This is a genomic window from Microtetraspora fusca (assembly GCF_001570365.1).
Lineage (GTDB): Bacteria > Actinomycetota > Actinomycetes > Streptosporangiales > Streptosporangiaceae > Microtetraspora > Microtetraspora fusca.
On the sequence record NZ_BBYK01000044.1, the window covers coordinates 15,767 to 34,751 of the forward strand.

General features: G+C 71.3%; 16 protein-coding genes. 5 read left to right on the forward strand and 11 right to left on the reverse strand.

All coding sequences use genetic code 11. The features are described from left to right. The first annotated feature begins 226 nt into the window (after nucleotides 1-226). Complete coding sequence (locus AWQ68_RS43965; RefSeq protein WP_066939572.1) at nucleotides 227-961, forward strand: hypothetical protein; 735 nt, start codon at nucleotides 227-229, stop codon at nucleotides 959-961. Between the two features lie 44 nt (nucleotides 962-1,005). On the opposite strand, the gene AWQ68_RS12610 is transcribed toward AWQ68_RS43965, so the two are convergent. The 11 genes from AWQ68_RS12610 to AWQ68_RS12660 all read right to left on the reverse strand — a co-directional run bounded on the left by AWQ68_RS12610 (nucleotide 1,006) and on the right by AWQ68_RS12660 (nucleotide 14,559). After that, nucleotides 1,006-1,923, reverse strand: a complete 918-nt coding sequence (locus tag AWQ68_RS12610) for a GNAT family N-acetyltransferase (RefSeq protein WP_066939575.1) — start codon at nucleotides 1,921-1,923, stop codon at nucleotides 1,006-1,008. Further along, the gene (locus tag AWQ68_RS12615) at nucleotides 1,920-2,897 is read right to left on the reverse strand and encodes a hydroxyacid dehydrogenase (RefSeq protein WP_066939578.1); all 978 of its coding nucleotides are present in this window, start codon (nucleotides 2,895-2,897) and stop codon (nucleotides 1,920-1,922) included. Before AWQ68_RS12615 ends, AWQ68_RS12610 begins: the two co-directional genes overlap by 4 nt. Further along, nucleotides 2,881-3,870 (reverse strand): dihydrodipicolinate synthase family protein, encoded by a 990-nt coding sequence (locus AWQ68_RS12620; RefSeq protein WP_066939582.1) that lies wholly within the window; start codon nucleotides 3,868-3,870, stop codon nucleotides 2,881-2,883. Before AWQ68_RS12620 ends, AWQ68_RS12615 begins: the two co-directional genes overlap by 17 nt. Continuing rightward, the gene (locus tag AWQ68_RS12625) at nucleotides 3,870-4,889 is read right to left on the reverse strand and encodes an NAD-dependent epimerase/dehydratase family protein (RefSeq protein WP_066939585.1); all 1,020 of its coding nucleotides are present in this window, start codon (nucleotides 4,887-4,889) and stop codon (nucleotides 3,870-3,872) included. Before AWQ68_RS12625 ends, AWQ68_RS12620 begins: the two co-directional genes overlap by 1 nt. Before the next feature lie 3 nt (nucleotides 4,890-4,892). Beyond that, a complete protein-coding gene (locus AWQ68_RS12630; RefSeq protein ID WP_084463920.1) occupies nucleotides 4,893-5,729 on the reverse strand; it encodes a carbohydrate ABC transporter permease in 837 nt (278 codons plus the stop codon). Next, nucleotides 5,726-6,622 carry a carbohydrate ABC transporter permease gene (locus AWQ68_RS12635; RefSeq protein WP_066939588.1) on the reverse strand — a complete coding sequence of 299 codons (897 nt, stop codon included), beginning with the start codon at nucleotides 6,620-6,622 and terminating at the stop codon, nucleotides 5,726-5,728. The genes AWQ68_RS12630 and AWQ68_RS12635 overlap by 4 nt, the downstream gene beginning before the upstream one ends. An 85-nt stretch (nucleotides 6,623-6,707) precedes the next feature. Continuing rightward, nucleotides 6,708-7,928, reverse strand: a complete 1,221-nt coding sequence (locus tag AWQ68_RS12640) for an ABC transporter substrate-binding protein (RefSeq protein WP_218006858.1) — start codon at nucleotides 7,926-7,928, stop codon at nucleotides 6,708-6,710. 60 nt (nucleotides 7,929-7,988) lie between these two features. Further along, nucleotides 7,989-9,242, reverse strand: coding sequence for a Gfo/Idh/MocA family protein (locus AWQ68_RS12645; RefSeq protein WP_066939594.1), 1,254 nt, complete (start codon nucleotides 9,240-9,242; stop codon nucleotides 7,989-7,991). Between the two features lie 33 nt (nucleotides 9,243-9,275). After that, nucleotides 9,276-11,396 carry a putative phage tail protein gene (locus AWQ68_RS12650; protein ID WP_218006859.1) on the reverse strand — a complete coding sequence of 707 codons (2,121 nt, stop codon included), beginning with the start codon at nucleotides 11,394-11,396 and terminating at the stop codon, nucleotides 9,276-9,278. A gap of 11 nt (nucleotides 11,397-11,407) precedes the next feature. Further along, entirely contained in the window at nucleotides 11,408-13,567 is a 2,160-nt protein-coding gene (locus tag AWQ68_RS12655) for a putative phage tail protein (RefSeq protein ID WP_066939597.1), read from the reverse strand. 194 nt (nucleotides 13,568-13,761) lie between these two features. Then, entirely contained in the window at nucleotides 13,762-14,559 is a 798-nt protein-coding gene (locus AWQ68_RS12660; RefSeq protein ID WP_084463921.1) for an IclR family transcriptional regulator, read from the reverse strand. Nucleotides 14,560-14,753: 194 nt separating this feature from the next. On the opposite strand from AWQ68_RS12660, the gene AWQ68_RS12665 reads away from it, so the two are divergent. The 4 genes from AWQ68_RS12665 to AWQ68_RS12680 are packed head-to-tail and all read left to right on the forward strand — an operon-like array spanning nucleotide 14,754 to nucleotide 18,959. Beyond that, a complete protein-coding gene (locus AWQ68_RS12665) occupies nucleotides 14,754-16,115 on the forward strand; it encodes an aspartate aminotransferase family protein (RefSeq protein WP_066939600.1) in 1,362 nt (453 codons plus the stop codon). Between the two features lie 2 nt (nucleotides 16,116-16,117). Beyond that, complete coding sequence (locus AWQ68_RS12670; protein WP_218006860.1) at nucleotides 16,118-17,296, forward strand: mandelate racemase/muconate lactonizing enzyme family protein; 1,179 nt, start codon at nucleotides 16,118-16,120, stop codon at nucleotides 17,294-17,296. Continuing rightward, on the forward strand, nucleotides 17,293-18,135 hold the full coding sequence (locus AWQ68_RS12675; protein ID WP_066939606.1) for an amidohydrolase family protein: 843 nt from the start codon (nucleotides 17,293-17,295) through the stop codon (nucleotides 18,133-18,135). The genes AWQ68_RS12670 and AWQ68_RS12675 overlap by 4 nt, the downstream gene beginning before the upstream one ends. Beyond that, the gene (locus tag AWQ68_RS12680) at nucleotides 18,132-18,959 is read left to right on the forward strand and encodes an SDR family NAD(P)-dependent oxidoreductase (RefSeq protein WP_066939608.1); all 828 of its coding nucleotides are present in this window, start codon (nucleotides 18,132-18,134) and stop codon (nucleotides 18,957-18,959) included. Before AWQ68_RS12675 ends, AWQ68_RS12680 begins: the two co-directional genes overlap by 4 nt. The last annotated feature ends 26 nt before the right edge of the window (nucleotides 18,960-18,985 follow it).

An 18,985-nucleotide genomic window follows, 5' to 3' on the forward strand; every position in this document is an offset into this window, starting at 1 on the left:
GGGTGGTGGCCGCGTCACCGAGCCTGGCGCGCCCCTGTCGCGGCGCCCGGTCGGGGGATCGTTCACCGGCGCGTGCAGGGCCCGGTCCATGCCGCCGAATGCCGCGGGGCCGGCGCATCGGGTGGTGACGGAGTTCGGACAGGCAAGCACAAGAAGATTCGGAGTTTGTGTCGTGAGGCGAGATCGGAAGCGATCACTCAGGCGGGCGGCCGTACGCGGGGCAGGGGTGAGCGCGATCCTCGCGGCGGCGCTGGCGCTGCCGTTGTCGGCGACGGCCCACGCGGGCGCGATCGACAGGACGGACGACAAGCTGAGCGCCGGAGAGGTTCTCAAGCCGAACGAGTCGGTGAAGTCCGAGAACGGCCAGTACAGGCTGATCCAGCAGGCACAGGGCAACCTCGTCCTCTACGGCCCGGGTAACACGGCCCTGTGGGGGTCGCCCACGTCGGGCGCCACGGCGTACGCCACCATGCAGCGCGAGGGCAACCTCGTCATCTACAACACGTCCAACCAGCCGCTCTGGGGCACCAACACCGCCGGCCACCCCGGCGCGTACCTCAAGGTGCAGAACGACGGCAACCTCGTCATCTACTCGGCGAGCAACGAGTTCCTCTGGTCGCGGCACGCGTACGTCGGGTCGCTGCCGTCGGGGCACACGCTCAAGACCGGGCAGTGGGTCCAGTCGAAGAACGGCGAGTACAAGCTGCTCATGCAGAAGGAAGGCAACCTCGTCCTCTACAACCGGGCCAACAAGGCCCTGTGGACGACGCCGACCGCGGACCGGCCGGGCGCGTACGCCGCGATGCAGAAGGAGGGCAACCTGGTGATCTACAGCGCGCAGAACGCGGGCGTGTGGACCACCAAGACCGCGGGCAACGCCGGCGCCTACCTCGCGGTGCAGAACCAGGGCAACGTCGTCATCTACTCGAAGGACAACAAGCCCCTCTGGTCGGCGAAGTGACCGTGTGACGCCGCGGGTCGCCCACACCGGGCGACCCGCGAGTGTCAGAAGTAGTCGGCCGTCCAGGCCACGGCGCGCGGGTCCTCGACGACGGTCCTGACCTCGGCCGGGTCGGCGAGGATCGGCCGCGCCATGCCTGTCGGGTCGCCGTCCGCCGCCCACCCGTCGAAGAGGCTCGGCAGCGCGGCGCGTATGGCGGGATCGAGCGGCGCGTACAGCTTCAGCGACGGCAGGCCGCGGGTCCGGGCCCGTCCGGCCACGGCGTGGAACAGCGGGACCGCGGCGTCCTCGGCCCCCAGAGCCACCTCCAGCACCTCGCCCTCGCTCCAGTCCACCACCGCGTACGCCATGGGGGCGTCGTGCCGGCGGAGGAGCAGGATCTCGCACGGCGGGGCGTACCAGAGGGGGACGCGCTCGGTCCAGTCCCGGGGGGAGCGGACGGTGGTGAGCGGCCGCCGCTCGTCATACCGGTCGTGCAGCCGGGCGAGGTCCAGCCACCGGTCGAGACCGACCGGCGCGGCGGCCCAGCCGTCCTCCAGGAGGCCGCCGGCGGCGGGAGGACCGGCGACGAAGGGCCGGTCGAACACCTGCCATCCGGAGCTCGCGTAGACCTGGGGCGTCCCCGTGAACAGCAGCGACCAGGCGCACCCGTCCGCCGTCATGGCGTCGGCGGCGAGGGCGAGCAGCCGCTTGACCAGTCCCCTGCCCCGGGCCTCCGGCCGGGTCGCGACGCTGGAGACGCAGCCGACCCGGCGTACCGCGCCCGAGGCGTCGCGGATGTCGCGAGGGAGCCAGTAGACGACGGCGAGAACCCCGTCGCCGTCCGTGGCCACGTACGTGCGCTCCCTCCGGCCGGGATCCTGCTCGTACAGCGGGACGATGTGGGACGCGGTGAAGGAGCGCGCCCACACCTCGTAGAGGGAGTCGTCGTCGGCCGCGCGGGCCGTCCTGAACTGCGTCACCCCATGCGCTCCAGCATCTCGGGCGTCACCTCGTGGCGCAGCGGGAGGCCGCGGAGGTGGCGGCTGATCTCGTCCAGCACGATCGCCCCTTGGCGGCGCCTGGCCTCCACCGTACCGGCGGCCTGGTGCGGCGTGATCAACGCGTTGGGCAGCGCGCGGAAGCCGTGGTCCGCGGGCAGCGGCTCGGCGTCGAACACGTCGATCGCGGCGTCGATCCGCCCCGAGCGCAGCTCGGCGAGCAGCGCGGTCTCGTCCACCAGCCAGGACCGCGCCGTGTTCACCAGGCCCGCGCCGTCCGGCATGAGCGCCAGCTCCCGCGCGCCGAGCAGGTGCCGCGTCTCGGGCAGCACCGGCGCGTGCAGCGCGACGATCCTGCTGGTGGCCAGCAGTTCGTCGAGGGGAACGGCGGGTACCCCGGGCTCACCGGCGAAGTAGGGGTCGCTCACCATCACCTCCGCGCCGAGGGCGCGCACCAGGTCGATGTACGCGCGACCGGTGCGGGAGGCGCCGACGACCCCGATCCGGCAGCCGAGGATCTCGTGCCGGGCCGGGGCCTGCTCGGCGACGCTCCATTCGGCGCCGTCGCGCAGCGCGTGGTCGAACCGGTGGATCCGGTGCAGCAGCGCGAGGGTGAAGGCGAGGGCGACCTCGGCGACCGGGCGGGCCATGGCCTGCCCGGCCTGGGTCACCCTGACGCCCCGCGCGAACACCTCGCCGGTGACGAAGAACTTGACGCTGGCGCCGATGTGCGCGACCAGACGCAGCTCCGGGGCCAGGTCCAGCAGTGCCCCGTCGAGGACCGGCATCCCCCAGCTCGTCACCAGCACCTCCGTGCCGGGGAGCGCCGCGGCGAGCGCGTCCGGGTCGGCCGGGTCGTCGAGGAGGCGGGCGTCCGCGACCCCGTCCGGGAACAGGCGGGCCCGCAGCTCCGGGGGGACGGCGACCACCGTCCGCCGGTCAGGCGAGCCAGTCATCGAGGTGCTCCGCCACGAAGTCGTCGTCGGTGAGCCAGGGGTAGGCGGCGGCGACGCGGGTCAGCTCCTCGGCCTGGCCGGGCGAGAGCCCCTCATCCGGATCCAGGCACCAGGTGCCGGCGAGGAGTCCCTGCCGCCTGAGCACCTCGTGTACGCCGGCGATGCAGCCGGCGAAGCCGTTCAGCGCGTCGAAGACGGCGGCGTTGGCGTCGGTGAGCTGCTCGGCCTTCGCGGCCAGGTCGCCGGGGTCGCGGCGCAGCCGCTCGAACATGGCGACGGCGGCCCGCGTCCAGACCGCCCACTGGCCGAGCAGCCCGCCGCGGAAGCGCAGCCCTCCGGGCAGGGACGCGAGCAGGTCGCCGATGATGTGGTCGTCGTTGCCGGTGTAGAGCGCGACCTCGTCGCGCCGGTCGGCGGCGGCGACGCCGTGCGCGACCTCCAGCGTCCGGTAGCGGTCGAACGGCGCCACCTTGACGGCCGCGGTGGACGGCTGGTCGGCGAGCGCCCGCCAGAAGTCGCGGGAGAGCTCGGGACCGCCGATCGCGCGTTGCAGGTAGAACCCGATCACGGGCAGCACCTCGCCCACCGCACGCGCGCGGTCGAGCAGCTCCGCCTCGGAGGCGCCGGGCACGACAGGGGACAGCAGCACGGCGTCGTAGCCGAGCTCGGCGGCGAGCCGCGCCTCCGCCACCGCCTGGCCGGTCGGCCCGCAGGCTCCGGCGACCAAGACGATGTCGGCGCGGCGGCTCTCGGCGGCGGTCTCCGCGGCGAGTTCCAGCACCGGACGCAGGAGCCCGGCCTCGCGGATGGCGAACTGGGTCGTGTGGACGCCGACGGCGAGGCCGCCCGCGCCCGCCGCCAGGTAGTAGCGGGTCAGCGCGCGCTGGCGCCGCTCGTCGAGCGTACGGTCCGCGGTGAGGGCGAGCGGGTGGGCGGGGATCACGGTCCCGGCGAGCAGCGGGGCCAGGGACATCAGAACCTCCCGTCGCGTACGGCGAACTTGGTGGGCTTGCCGGAGACCGGCAGCCCCTTGGCCAGCCAGTCGGCCTGCCACTCGACGAGGGTGCCGAGCGGGACCTCGGGGTAGCCGAACAGGGCGTGGCAGCGCGTGGCGTCGTTGAGCAGCGCGGTGCCGGCCTCGGCCCCGATGAACTCGGCGGTCGTGCCGAACCGCTCGGCGAACCGGGTCGCGACGCGGCGCACCGACGCGGTCTCCGGGCCGGTGAGGTTGAGGACGAACGGATCGGTCGAGGCGTGTTCGAGGGAGCGCAGCGCCACCTCGTTCGCGTAGCCCTGCCAGACCACGTTGACGTGCCCGGTCGTGACGTCGACCGGCGCTCCCGACAGCACGGCCTGCCCGACGTCGGCGAGCACGCCGTAGCGCAGATCGACGGCGTAGTTCAGGCGCAGGACACTCACCGGGGTGCCGCGCACCGCGGCGTGCTCGAACACCCGCTCCCGGCCGAGGCAGCTCATGGCGTACTCGCCGACCGGCCCGACCGGGTCGGTCTCGGCGCAGCCGCCGGTCTCCAGGGAGGTGAGCGGGTACACGTTCCCGGTGGAGAAGGCCGCGATCCGCGCCCCGGCGTACCGCTCGGCGACGCGGGCGGGCAGCGCCGCGTTGACCACCCAGGCGAGGTACGGCGCGGCGGCGGTGCCGAACTTCGCGCCGACCATGAAGACCACGTCGCGGGCGTCGGGCAGCGCCGCCAGGTCGGCGTTCCCGAGCAGGTCGAAGGCGACCGTGCGCACGCCGTGCTGTTCGAGCGCCGCGGCCGCCCGCGGGTCCGACCAGCGCGACACCGCCCACACGGTGTCCCCCGTACGGCCGGCCGCGTCGAGGCCGCGCCGGGCGAGGCGGCACAGGGTGGGCCCCATCTTCCCGCCCGCGCCGAGCACGACCAGGTCGCCCGCGCCGGCGGCGAGGGAGGCGACGAGCGCCGGGGACGGCGTGGTCAGCCGGTCTTCCAGGGCGGATTCAGAGTCGAACATGATTTATCCCTTGATTCCAGACATCGTGACGCCCTCGGTGAGGTAGCGCTGGCCGACCAGGTACGCGGCGAAGATCGGGACGAACGCCACGGTGGCCCCCGCGAGGACGACGTTGAGCGGCACGTTCTGCTCCTGGAGCGAGGCGATGCCGACGGTGAGCGTGCGCATGTCGGTGCTCTGCCCGACGATCAGCGGCCAGAGGAAGTCGTTCCAGTGCCACAGGAAGACGAAGAGCCCGAGCGTGGCGAGGATGGGCTTGCACAGGGGCAGCACGATCGTGACGAAGATCCGCAGCTCGGACGCGCCGTCCAGCCGTGCCGCCTCGAACAGCTCGTCCGGCAGCGCGCCGATGAACTGCCGCATCAGGAAGACCGCCTGCGCGTTGGCGAGCGTCGGCACGATCAGCCCCCAGAAGGTGTCCACCCCGCCCGCGTTCGCGACCAGGATGAACAGGGGGATCAGCGTCACGTGGTACGGCACCATGACCATCGCGAGGAACGACCAGAACATGGTCTCCTTGCCGGGGAAGCGCTTCTTCGCGAAGGCGTATCCGGCCAGCGAGGCGAGCAGCAGCACGAGCACCACGCTGACCACCGAGTAGATCAGCGTGTTGAGCGTCCACATCGGCAGGTCTCCCCCGCCGAGCACCCGTTCGTACGCTCCGGTGCCGAGCGGCCAGGGCAGCAGGCTGCCCGGGAACTCGACGGCCGCGACCGGCTTCAGGCTGAGCACGACCATGGCGTAGAAGGGGAAGATCGTGACGATCGAGGCGACGCTCAGCAGCGCGACGCGGACGGCACGGCCGGCGCGGCCCGGCTCCAGCGCTCGGTATGCGGTCACTTGGCCCTCCCGATGAGCAGCCGCTGGATCAGCGCGACGAACAGAGTGAGCACGAACAGGGCGACGCCGAGCGCGCTGGCGTAGCCGAGGTCGAAGTACTTGAACCCCTGGTCGTAGAGGTCCATGACGAGGGTGTAGCTGGCGCGCGCCGGGCCGCCGCTCGTCATGACGTAGACCAGGTCGAAGACCTGGAAGGAGTTCGTGGTCTCGATCACGGCCAGGAAGAAGATCGTGGACCGCAGCTGCGGGAGGACCACGTAGCGGAAGCGCTGCCAGGGGCCGGCCCCGTCGCTGAGCGCCGCCTCCTCCAGCTCGCGCGGCAGGTCCTGGAGCCGGGCCAGGACGATCAGCATGCCGTACCCGAAACGGGACCAGACCGACACGATCACCAGGGCCGGGATGACGAGCACCGGCGAGGCCAGCCAGGAACCGCCGATCAGCTCACCGAGCGGCCCGGACGAGGAGAAGAGCCAGGTGAAGACGGTCGCGGCCAGGACGAGGCTGGTGATCACGGGCAGGAAGAAGACCGAGCGGAAGAGCCGGACCCCGCGGAACGAGCGGCGCACGAGCAGCGCGAGGCCCAGTGACACGCCGATCGAGAGCGGCAGGTAGAGCACCGTGTAGAGCACGGTCACCTTGAGCGCCTGCCAGAAGACCGGGTCGTGCAGCATCCGCTGGAAGTTCTCCAGGCCGACGAACGTCGGGCTGTCACCGATGGTGTATTCGAAGAAGCCGAGTAAGGTGCCCGCGACGGCCGGGCCGAACCGGAAGGCCAGGAACAACAGGAAGCACGGCAACACGAACGCCAGGCCCAGCCGGGCCTCGTACCGGGCGCTCGCCGACCTGCGCCGGGCCGTCGTGCGGCGCGGTCGCGCCTCCGCGGTGACCGTCACGGGTGAACCTCACAGGTGTCTAGAAACTGTCGCGCCGCCCGGCCGTCCCCGTACGTGCCCGCTGGGGAGCGGCCGGGCGGGCGCCTTACTGGCCGATCAGCGCGTTCGCAGCGGCGGCCGCGTCGGCGAGGGCCTTCTCAGGGGTCTTCTGACCGATCAGCGCGGCCTGGATCTCCGGCGCGAGCACGCCCATGACGTCGCGCGCCTTGTCGTGCAGGGGCGCTCCCTGCATCAGGTCGAGCGTCTTCTCCATCTCGGCGTTCGGCCCCTCGGTGTAGAGCGCGCCCGTCGACTTCTGCGGGGAGAAGAAGCCCGAGGCCGTGTCGTACGCCTTGGTGACGGCGGGGCTCGCGGCGAAGGCGAGCCACTTGCCGGCCGCGTCCTTGGCCTTGGACCCCTTGAGCATGGAGAGGGCGCCGATGGAGCCGTAGCCGACCTGCTTGGTGTCGCTCAGCGGCGGGTAGATCTTGATGTTCTCCTTGCCCCAGAACGACTCGACGTCGCCCGGGACCTGCTGCCAGGTGCAGGCCACCTTGTTCTGAGCCAGGTGCGTCTGCTCGAAGGCGGGGATGCCGGTGAGCAGGTCCTTCTCGACGTAGCCCTTGTCGGCGAGCGTCTTGAGGAAGGTCAGCGCCTTGATGCCCTCGGCGCCGTCGAAGGCGACCTTCGCGCCGTCGGGCGTGAACACGCCGCCGCCGGCCTCCCAGAGCAGGGGGTAGAACGACTGGTTGAGCGTGGCTCCGGGGTCGGCGTAGTAGTTGGTGACGTCGAAGCCCTTGTCCTTGAGCTTCGGCGCGATCGCGAGCACGTCGTCCCAGGTCTTGGGCGCCTCGACGCCGGCCGCGTCCAGCACCTTCTGGTTGCACATCAGCGGGTTGGCGCCCATCAGGATCGGGGCGCCCATCAGCTTCCCGTCGACGGTGACCGCCTGCTTGACGTTGTCGCGGTAGTCGGCCTTGGCGGCGTCGTCGAGGTAGGCGTCCACGGGCTGGATGGCCTTGGCGAACTTCGGGATCTGGTCGGGGATCAGATAGACCAGGTCGGGGCCCTTGTTGCCGGCGATCGCCGTGGTCAGCGACTCCTCACGCTTGGCCCAGGGGAAGATCTCGACCTTCACGGTGATGTTCGGGTTGTCCTTGGCGAAGGCGGCGATCTGCCCGTCCCAGAAGGCCTTGTGCTGGGCCTCGTCCGGGATGATCGGATACACCCACATCGTGACGTTCTGCTTCTCGGATCCGGCGTCCGAGCCGGAGCCGCAGGCGGTCACCGTGGCGGCGAGCGCCGCCGCCATGACCGGTGCGATCATGCGAAATCGCATGGGGAGTCGTCCTCTCATGAATGACGTTCGGGGGGTGTTCGGAGGGGATCACTGTCCGGGCACGGTGACGACCGTGCCGGTGTGCCGGGCGCGCTCGGCGGCGAAGACCGCCAGGTGGCTGGCGAGCGACTCGGCCGGGCCGGACCTGATGTGCGACTCGTCGCCGGTGGCCACCGCCCGGACGAACGCGTCCATCAGGCCGTCGTCGCCGCCGCCGTGGCCGTCGCCCGCGTTGCCGTCGCCGATCGGTCCGGTCTCGGCTATCTCGGTCCTCCCGGTACGGAAGTCCAGGACGGACACCCGCTCGCCGTCGCCGATGAGCCGCCCGTGGCTGCCGAAGATCCAGGTCTGCCGGTGGGTCTGCTCGGTGAAGGCGGTCATGGTGAAGGTCCCGGTGGCACCGCCCTCGAACTCCATGGCCAGCACCTGGTGGTCCACCACGTCGTTGTCGCACGCGTACACGCACCTGCCGAAGGGACCGGTGCGCAGGGCCTCGGTGAGCCCGGCCTCGTCCGTCGCGTCGGTGATGGCGGTGACCGGCCAGACGGCCCCGCGCTCGCGCAGCGCGGGGTAGTACAGCTTGGGCGCGGAGTAGGGGCAGTCCGGCTCGATCGCGCAGTCGAGGCAGCGGTCGGCCGCGCCCGCCGGTCGCTTCTCCGGCCGGAAGTGGCCGAGGTCGCCGAAGCTCGACACCCGGGTGATCCCGCGCCCGGTGACGTACGCGAGCCAGTCGAGGTCGTGGCACGACTTGGCCAGCAGCATCGGGCTGGCCAGCCGCTCGCTGCGCCACGGCCCGCGCACGTAGGAGTGGGCCGCGTGCCACCAGCCCACCGGCTCCAGGTGCTGGACGCTCATGATCTCGCCGAGCACCCCGGTGCCGACGACCTTCCGCACGAGGTCGGTGTACGGCGTGTACCGGAGCACGTGGCAGACGGCGAGCCGCACGCCGGCCTCGGAGACGGCCGAGACGATCGCCCGGCACTCCTCCTCGGACGGCGCGAGCGGCTTCTCCAGCAGCAGGTCGTGCCCGGCGCGTGCGAACGCGACCGCCGGGGCGACGTGCTCCTGGTCCTGGGTCGCCACGATCACCGCGTCGGCGCCGGTGCCGGCGTCCAGCAGTTCCTGCCAGCTCGCGTACTCGGCGATGCCGGGGTGCTCGGCCGCGACGAGGGCGCGCCGGTGCGGGTCGGGGTCGGCCACGGCGACGAGCCGGGCACGGTCCGGGTTGCGCGCCACCCACGAGGCGTAGGTCTGCCCCCGGATGCCGGCCCCCGCCAGGGCCAGCGCGACTCGCCGTTCCATTTGCACTCCTTCTGAGTGTTTGGGGGATAAAGGTTAGAGAAGGAGGTTTCCGGTGGTTTGGACCCGGGGGCCGTCCTCCGGAACCGTGCGGGCGACGCCCTCCTCGACGCAGGCCGTGTGCTGCAGCACGGAACCGTCACCGAAGGCGGCCGGGGCGAGCGTGAGCTTTCCACCGGACAGCCCGACGCCGACGGCCGAGTAGACGTTCTTGCCGCTCTCGACCAGGACGTGCGCGGTACCCGCGTCGTCGGTGACGCTCCGGTAGTCACGCAGCTCCCACCGGACCGTCCCGGACCCGTCGCCGCGCGACAGCAGCGCCTTGGCGCCGTTGGTCCCCTCAAGCTGCGCGCCGCCGCCGACGTGGACGCGCTGGTCCGCCTTGGCGGTGACCTTGACGCCGGTCCCGGTCAGCCGTCCGCCCTGGATCCGTACGACGGAGGCCGCGACGGGCAGCGGCGCGCCGCCCTGCTTGCCGCGCAGCGTGCTGTCCACGATGTGCAGCTCGCCCGTGCCGTTGCAGGGGTTGCCGTCCAGGTTCGACAGCGTGGAGCGCACGATGTGGACCGGCGTGGTGACGTTGGCCTGCACGATCTCCGTGCCCGCGGCGATGGTGAAGTCGCAGCCCTCGATGATGTTCGGCCGGGCCGACAGGCTGGACGCCTGCGAGATGATCAGCTGGTTGTTCGCCGAGCAGCCGCGCATCTGGACGCCGTCGGCGTTGACCCAGATCATCCCGGAGCCGTCGAGCGACTTCTTGCCGATCACCCGTACGTCCTCGAGCGTCAGGTCGGTGACCTTGACCCGCGCCACGAACCACGAGCAGACGTGCCGCCGCACGGTGATCCGCTTGGCGGCGGAACCCCAGGCGGCGCCGGAGTTGGCGAACGTCATCAGCCCCGAATTGCCGGTGTAGACGAGGTCGTGCTCGTACTGGCCGTGCGTGACGAAGGAACCCTGGTCGTCGCCGTCGCCGTGGCAGTTCTCCACCAGCCCGTACGCCGAGGCGGTCCAGTCGTTGAGGTGCCGGGCGTTGGAGGTGTGGCAGTCGGCCACGTGGCCGTACAGGCAGTAGATCTGCTGGGTCAGGTAGCCCGCGCCGCCCCAGGTGACGGACGTCGGGTTCTTCAGCGAGCAGCTCCTGGTCTGGAAGTGGGTGCACCAGCGGCGCATGACGACCGGCCAGAAGGTGCCGGTGGCGTCGATGCCGGACACGTCGCACCGGACGGCGTACTCGTACGCGATCGGGTGCGAGCCGGTGTACTGGTCCGCGCCCGCGCCGGTGAACACCATGTTCCGGATGTGGACCCGCTCCACCGGCTCGATCCGCGTCCACGTGATCGAGCGCCCGGCCTTCAGCTCCCACCCGTTGAGGTAGTTGACCCGGATGTGCGAGCCGTCGACGACCTCGGTGACCTCCACCAGCTTCTGCAGCTCGCGTTCCCACTGTCCGGAGGCCTTGTTCACCTCGGCCGCCCACCACTGGCCGACCGCGAACTTCTTGGAGTCGCCGACCTCGAACACATCGGACAGCTCCGGCATGTTCGCGGTGAGCGCGGCGGCCACCACGGTGTCGGTGACCTTTCCCCGGAAGAAGAGCACGGCGGCGAAGGGGTCGTCGTATCCCGCGTTCTCGATGCCGTCGGTGCGAACGGTGTGGCCGCCGAAGTCGAACTCCAGGTTGGAGCGGGTGTACTTGTGGCGGCGGACGAACAGCAGGTCGGAGTGCGCCTCGATCCGATGGATCGAGGGATCGTTCACCATCGCGTCCAACGCGTCGTCGGCCGGCTTCTTGCCGTCGAACACGCCGAACGTCCGGAAGTCGCCCACACCCTGATGGACCTGCAACCAGCGACCCGAACCCGAACCGCCGAGAACCGTGCCACCGTTCGCCGCCGCCGTCGAGGCCGCGTCCCAGCGCACCAGCATCCCGCCGCCGTCACCGGCCGCGTGATAACCCGCCACCTGGACCAGGGTCCCGCCCGGGATCTTCCGCGTGTCCAGCGACAGCAGCTCGGCCACCGTGGCGATGCCGTACACGGCGTTCTTCAGTTCCGCCTGCGGACCGGCGTACGCGGTGCCGGGGACGAGGAGGGCCAGACCGCCGATGCCGCCCGCCGTCAGCAGGGCACGGCGCGAACTCGTGGATGAACTCATGGGGGGACTCCTCAGACAGCCAGGTTGCCGGTGGTGGTGACGCGGGGCCCGTCGGCGGGCGTCGTACGGGTGACGCCCTCCTCCACGCAGCCCGTGTGCAGGAGATGGGAGTCGCCGCCGAAGGCGGCCTCCGCCAGGGTCAGCGCGCCGCCGCGGAAGCGCGCCCCGACCGCCGAGTAGTGGTTGACGCCGCCCGTGATCGCCACGTGCGCGGTGCCGGGGTCCGCCGTCGAGCTGAGGTAGTCGCCGAGCGCCCAGCGGACGGCCGCGCCGTCGTCACGCGACAGCAGCGCCTTGGCGCCGTTCGTCCCCTCGACGACGGCTCCGCCGCCGATCGCGATCCGCTGCTCGCGTACGGCGGAGAGGCGGATGCCGGTGCCGGTCAGCCGCCCGCCGGACACGACGACCTCGGCGGCGCCGATCAGGAGCGGGGCGCCGCCCTCGCGCCCCTTGATCACCGTGTCGGTGAAGTGGACGGGGCCGGGCCCGCGCATGACGGCGCCGTCCACCCCGGTGAAGACGCAGCGTACGAAGTGGACCGGGTTGGTGACCGGCGTCTGCACGACCACCTGTTCCTTCGGCAGGTCGAAGGAACAGTCCTCGATGATGTTCGGCCGGTTCGACCGCGACGACCGCTGGGCCACCGCGAACGTCCGGGCCGAGCACCCGCGCATCTGGACGCCGTCGGCGTTGACGGTGAGGGTGCCGCCGGGGTCGAAGGTCGAGCGCGGGACGACCCGGACGTCCTCCAGCGTCAGATCCGTGATCTTGGTGTTGGCGACGAACCACGAGCAGACGTGCCGCCGCACGGTGATCCGCTTGGCGCTGATCCCCCACTGCGCGCCCGAGTTGGCGATGTCCATCAGCCCGGAGTTCCCGGTGAAGACGAGGTCGTGCTCGTACTGCCCGTGCGTGGTGAACGGGTTGCCCCCGGCGTCGTCGCCGTCGCCGTGGCAGTTCTCCACCGTGCAGTACGCCGAGGCGGTCAGGTCGTTGAGATGCCGGGCGTTGGAGGTGTGGCAGTCCGCGACGTGGCCGTACAGGCAGTAGATCTGCTGGGTCAGGTAGCCGGCGCCGCCGTAGAAGACCGTCGGCGGGTTCTTCAGCGAGCAACTCTCGGTGCGGAAGTACGTGCACCAGCGCCGCATGATCACCGGCCACCAGGTGAGGGACGCCGCGATGCCCGACACGTCGCACCAGGCGGCGTACTCGTAGGCCACCGGGTGCGAGCCGGTGTACTCCCGGTCGTCGGGCAGCTCGCCGTTCTTCGGCCCGTCGTACGGCGGGGCGCCGACGAAGACCATGTTCCGGACGTGGACCCGCTCGACCGGCTTCACCCGGGTCCAGGTGATGGTGCGGCCCGCGTCGAGGTCCCAGCCGATCTGGTAGTTCACCCGGACGCGCGAGCCATCGACGATCTCGGTGACCTGCACCATCTTCTGCAGCTCGCGCTCGTCCCCGCCGGCGAGGTTGTTCACCACGGCGGTCCACCACTGGCCGACCGCGAACTTCGTGGAGTCGCCCACCTCGAACACGTCGGCCAGGTCGGGCATCGGGGCCGTCAGGGCGTGCCTGACGACCGTGTCGGTCACCTCGCCGCGGAAGAACATGACCGCGCCGAACGGATTGTCATGGCTGTTGCGCTCGATGCCGTCCGTGCGGACGGTGTGGCCGCCGAAGTCGAACTCCAGGTTGGAGCGGGTGTACTTGTGGCGGCGGACGAACAGCAGGTCGGAGTGCGCCTCGATCCGATGGATCGAGGGATCGTTCACCATCGCGTCCAACGCGTCGTCGGCCGGCTTCTTGCCGTCGAACACGCCGAACGTCCGGAAGTCGCCCACACCCTGATGGACCTGCAACCAGCGACCCGAACCCGAACCGCCGAGAACCGTGCCACCGTTCGCCGCCGCCGTCGAGGCCGCGTCCCAGCGCACCAGCATCCCGCCGCCGTCACCGGCCGCGTGATAACCCGCCACCTGGACCAGGGTCCCGCCCGGGATCTTCTGCGTGTCCAGCGACAACAGCTCGGCCACCGTGGCGATGCCGTACACGGCGTTCTTCAGTTCCGCCTGCGGACCGGCGTACGCGGTGCCCGGGACGAGCAGCGCCAGACCGCCGATGCCGCCCGCCGTCAGCAGGGCACGGCGGGTCGAAGGGGATTGTTGCTTCACAAAAGGCCTCAACCTTCGTGCCGGGCGGCGAGGAGCCACACGGCAGGGGGGTGGATGAAGGCCGGGCGTTCACGCGATGGCGTGCAGGCGGCGGAGCTGCTGACCGGAACCGTCCGCGGTCGGGGGCTGCGACATCGCGGGGGCCAACGTTCGCCCGATGTGGCGGAAACCTTAAGCGGGTTCCGCCCGGGAAATCAAGTGCGGTAGCCGAGCTCCCAGGAGATCCGGCGCGCCGCGTCGCGTACCTGACGTCCGAGTTCCTGGTAGCGCCACGTGGGCAGCGTCGGCTTCAGACCGGTGATGCTGATCGCGCCGGCGCAGGCTCCGGAGTGGTCGCGAAGGGCGCTGCCGATGCAGAAGACGCCGTCCGCGTCCTCCTCGTCGTCGAGGGCGTAGCCGACCTCGCGGATGTCGCGCAGGTGCGCGAGCAGCCGGTCCAGCTCGGTGATCGTGTGCGCGGTACGGCGCGGCAGCCCGACCCGCTCGATCAGCTCCGCGACCTGCCGGTCGTCCAGCTCGGCGAGCAGCGCCTTGCCGAGCCCGGTGCAGTGCGGCAGCTCCCGCACGCCCATCCGCAGGTCCACCTGGATCCGCTCGCCGTTGCTCACCTGGTCGATCACGACGGCCTGGTCGCTCTCGGGGACGGCGAGCCGGGAGTTCATCCCCGTGGACCGGGTCAGTTCCACCAGAATGGGACGCGCGACGTCGCGCAGGGAGAGCTGGTCGCGCGCCCGGTCGCCGAGCCGGGCGAGGGCCATGCCGAGCCGGTAGCGCCGGTTCATGCCCTCGCCGTCGTCCGCGGCCAGCCCGAAGTGCTGGAGGGTGTAGAGCGTGGCGAAGGCGGAGCTCTTCGACAAGCCGCAGGCCGCAGCGACCTCGGTCACGCTCAGCCCCTCGCCGGCCGGCCCCGCGGCCAGCGCCTCCAGGACCTCGGCGGCCCGGGCCACGCTGCGGATCCAGTAGCGGGAGCTCTCCGCTTCACTGTTCGTCATAGCCGAACACTGTACCGCATTTTGCCTCACATCTCCGGCGAAAGCCATTGACCACCCAAATCGCCATGCCTATGATGCCGATTACTGTTCGGCATCACCGAATGGTGTTCGTAAGACAATCGATCTGCGGCGGAAACATTCGCGTCGCACCGGGACGGGGCTGGTCTCGGTGGGGCGGCCAAGGAGACCATGTGATGCAGCAAGCGGCCCCGTTCACGTCCCTTCCCGAACGTGCCCGCGGGGTCATCCCCGGCGGGGTCAACAGCGGGCAGCGGAACGTCCCGGGACTCACCGACCTGGTGATCACCCGGGCCCAGGGCGCGAGCTTCTGGGACTCGGACGGGCGGCAGTACACCGACTACCACGCGGCCTTCGGCCCTCCCCTGCTCGGCCACAACGACCCCGACGTCGTCCGGGCCGTAGCGGAGGCCGGCGGGAGCCTGGACCTGTGCGGGGTCGGCGTCACCGAGGGCGAGGTCGAGCTGGCCGAGACCCTCGTCGAGCTGGTGCCCAGCATGGAGCGCGTGCTCCTCACCAGCACCGGCTCGGAGGCGACCTTCCACGCCCTCCGCGTCGCGCGCGCGGCCACCGGCCGCCGCCTCGTGGTGAAGTTCCAGGGCTGCTACCACGGCTGGCACGACTCGGTGAGCCTGAACGTGATCTCGGCCCCCGACAGGGTGGGGCACAAGGACCCGATCTCCACCGGCATCCTGCCCGAGGTGCTCGACGCCACCCTCGTCCTGCCGTTCAACGACCGGGACGCGGTGCGCGCGGCGTTCGCCGAGCACGGCGCGGACATCGCGGCGGTGATCCTGGAGCCCGTGCCGCACAACGTCGGCTGCCTGCTCCCCGACCAGGAGTTCCTGGTCACCCTGCGGGAGGAGTGCACCCGGCACGGCAGCGTGCTCGTCTTCGACGAGGTCATCACCGGCGTACGGCACGGCCTCGGCGGCTGGCAGGAGGTCGCCGGCATCGTGCCCGACCTGACCACCATGGGGAAGGCCATCGCCAACGGCTACCCGATCGGTGCGATCGGAGGCCGCGCCGACCTCATGGACATGTTCAGCTCCCGGCCGGGCGCGCCGGTGTTCTTCGCCGGGACCTACAACGGCCACCCCGCCGTGGTCGCGGCGGCGCTCGCCACCCTGCGCAAGCTGCGCGCGGAGCCCGTGCACGAGCACGTGTTCCGGCTCGGCGAGCGGGTGCGGACCGAGCTGCCGCCGGTGCTCGCGTCGCTCGGCGTCCCGGCCGTCGTCACCGGTTACGGCTCGGTGTTCGTCACGTACTTCATGGACCGCCTGCCCCACACGTACGACGACCTCCTGGACAACGACACCCGGATGTTCGTCGGATACCGTCGGCGCATGATCGACCAGGGCGTCTTCGAGCTGCCGCTCAACCTCAAGCGCAGCCACTTCTCGTACGCGCACACGGACGCCGACGTGGACCGGCTGATCGAGGTGACCGAGGCGGCGGTGCGCGCCCAGCTCGCCGACGAGGGCCCGCTCACCGACATGGACGGCACCTCGACCATGGGGGGTGCCACACGGTGCTGACCGTGAACACCACCCGCCCGGCCGGCCCCGCGGGCCGGATCAGCCGGGTGGAGACGCTGATCCTCGGCACCGCCTGGCGCGACTTCGGCTATGTGCGCGTCCACACCGACGAGGGCCTGTCGGGCGTCGGCGAGATCACCCACCCCTACCGGGCCCGGGAGACGTGCCTGCTCGCGGAGGCGATGGGGCAGCGGCACCTGCTGGGCGCCGACCCGTTCGACGTCGAGGAGATCTGGCTCCGGCTCTACCAGGGCGACTTCCTGCGCGGCGGCGACGTCGGCGGCATCGTGGTGTCGGGCATCGACCAGGCCCTGTACGACCTGATGGGCAAGGCGCTCGGCGTGCCCGCGTACCGGCTGACCGGCGGCGCCTGCCGCGACCGGGTCCGCGTCTACGCCAACGGGTGGTACACCGGCGACCGCGAGCCGGAGGCGTTCGCCCGGCGCGCCCAGGAGACGGTGGCCAAGGGATACACAGCGCTGAAGTTCGACCCCTTCGGCGCGGGCCTCGGCGAGCTGTCGCGCTCCGAGCTGCGGCTCTCGCTCGACATCGTCGCGGCCGTACGCGAGGCGGTCGGGCCGGACGTGGACCTGTTCGTCGAGGGGCACGCCCGCTTCGCCTTCCACACCGCCGCCCGGCTGGTCCGCGAGCTGGAGCCGTACGACATCGGGTGGTTCGAGGAGCCCCTGCCGTGGACGCACATCGACCGGTACGCCGAGCTGCGGCAGCGGGCGAGCTTCCCGATCTCCGGCGGGGAGCACTTCCACAACCGGTACGAGTACGCGCGGCTGTTCGAGACGAACGCGGTGGACATCATCCAGCCGGACCTGTCGATGGCGGGCGGGTTCACCGAGGTGCGCAAGCTCGCCGCGATGGCGGACCTGCACGCGATGACGGTCGCGCCGCACAACTCCAACTCGCCGCTCTGCACCACCGCGTCGGTGCACGCCGTGCTGGGCATCCCGAACTTCACGATCCTGGAGACCTTCGACGGCCTGCTTGAGCCGTACGTCTTCGAGGCGGTCCGCGGTGCGCTGCCCGTCGAGTCCGGATATATCGGGATACCGGAGAAGCCGGGACTGGGTATCGAGCTGGCCGACGAGGTCTTCGAGGAGCACCCGCCCAGCCACCGCTTCTGGAACATGTTCGCCGAAGGCTGGGAGAAGCGGAACCGCACATGATCGTCGACGTCCACTCGCACCTGTTCACCTGCCCGGACGACGTCGGCGACCCGTTCGCCGCGGAGTCGGCCCGCGCCCACGGCGGCCACGTCGATCTCACCGTGCGCTGGGACGACTACGCGGCCTCCGCGCCCGACGGTACGCGGACCGTCGTGGTGGGCGGCAAGGCGCGCAGGTCGGGGCTGTGGGTGGACGACGACGCCGTGGCCGCGTACGTGGCCGCGCACCCCGATCGGCTGATCGGCTACCTGTCGCTCGACCCCACCCAGCCCGGCTGGCGGGACGAGCTGGTGCGCGGCCACCAGGACCTCGGACTGCGCGGCATCAAGCTGATGCCGATGTACGCCGGGTTCGACCCGGCCGCCCCCGAGTACGACGACCTGTTCACCTACGCCGAGGAGCACGGGCTGCCCCTGCTCGTCCACACGGGGACGACGTTCGTGTCGAAGGCCCCGCTGAGGTGGGCGCTCCCGGTCCACCTGGACGAGGTCGCCATCCGCCACCCCGAGCTGCGCATGGTCCTCGCCCACCTCGGCCACCCGTTCGAGGGCGAGTGCATCGCGGTGATCCGCAAGCACCGGCACGTCTACGCCGACGTCTCCGCGTTGCACTACCGGCCCTTCCAGCTCTGGCACAGCCTGCGGCTGGCGCAGGACTACGGCGTGTGGCACAAGCTGCTCTTCGGCAGCGACTACCCGTTCACCACCGTCAACGCGTCGATCGACGGCCTGCGCGCGGTCGGCGCCGTGCCCGGCATCCCCGGGCTGCCGCCCCTCGACCGCGACGAGATCGAGAAGCTGATCCACCGGGACGCCCTCCCCCTGCTGGGGCTGGCATGAGCGGGCGCTTCGACCTGACCGGCCGTACCGCGGTCGTCACCGGCGCGGCCCGCGGCCTCGGCCGGGCGTTCGCGGCCGGACTCGCCGAGGCCGGAGCCGACATCGTGGCGGTCGACCGGCCCGGCGGTCCCCCGCTGGACGAGACCCGGGCGCTGGTCGAGTCGTACGGCAGGGCCTGCCGCACGGTCGCGTTCGACCTGGCCGACACCGACGGGCTCGCCGGGCTCGCCGACCGGATCTGGGCCGAACGCCCGGTGGACATCCTGATCAACAACGCCGGGATCGCCCGGCTGGAGCACTTCAACGAGATCACGGTCGCGGCCTGGCGGGAGATCATGGCCGTCAACGTGGACGCGGTCTTCTTCCTCTCCCAGCGGATCGCCGAGCACATGATCGCCTCCGGCACGCCGGGTCGGATCGTCAACGTCTCGTCGAAGAACGGCCTGATGGCCGAGGCCGGGCTGGCCCACTACAACGCGTCCAAGGGCGCGGTCGAGCTGATCACCCGATCCCTCGCCGCCGAGCTGGGCCCGCACGGCGTCACCGTGAACGCGGTCGCGCCCGGCATGATCGCCACTCCGATCGACGAGGAGTTCTCGCTGGAGCGGGAGGCGTTCGACGCCGCGTGGGCCGAGCGCATCCCGCTCAGGGGCGGGTACGGCACGCCGGACGACGTCGTCGGCGCCGTCGTCTACCTCGCCTCCGACGCCGCGCGTTACGTCACCGGTACGACCCTGGTGGTGGACGGCGGCGTGCTCGCCGACCAGATGCCGCGGCGCCGCTTCATGCCGCCGTACCGGTCCTCCCTGGAGCGGCCCGGCTAGACCACGTCCGCGCCGTCGGCTGTGCC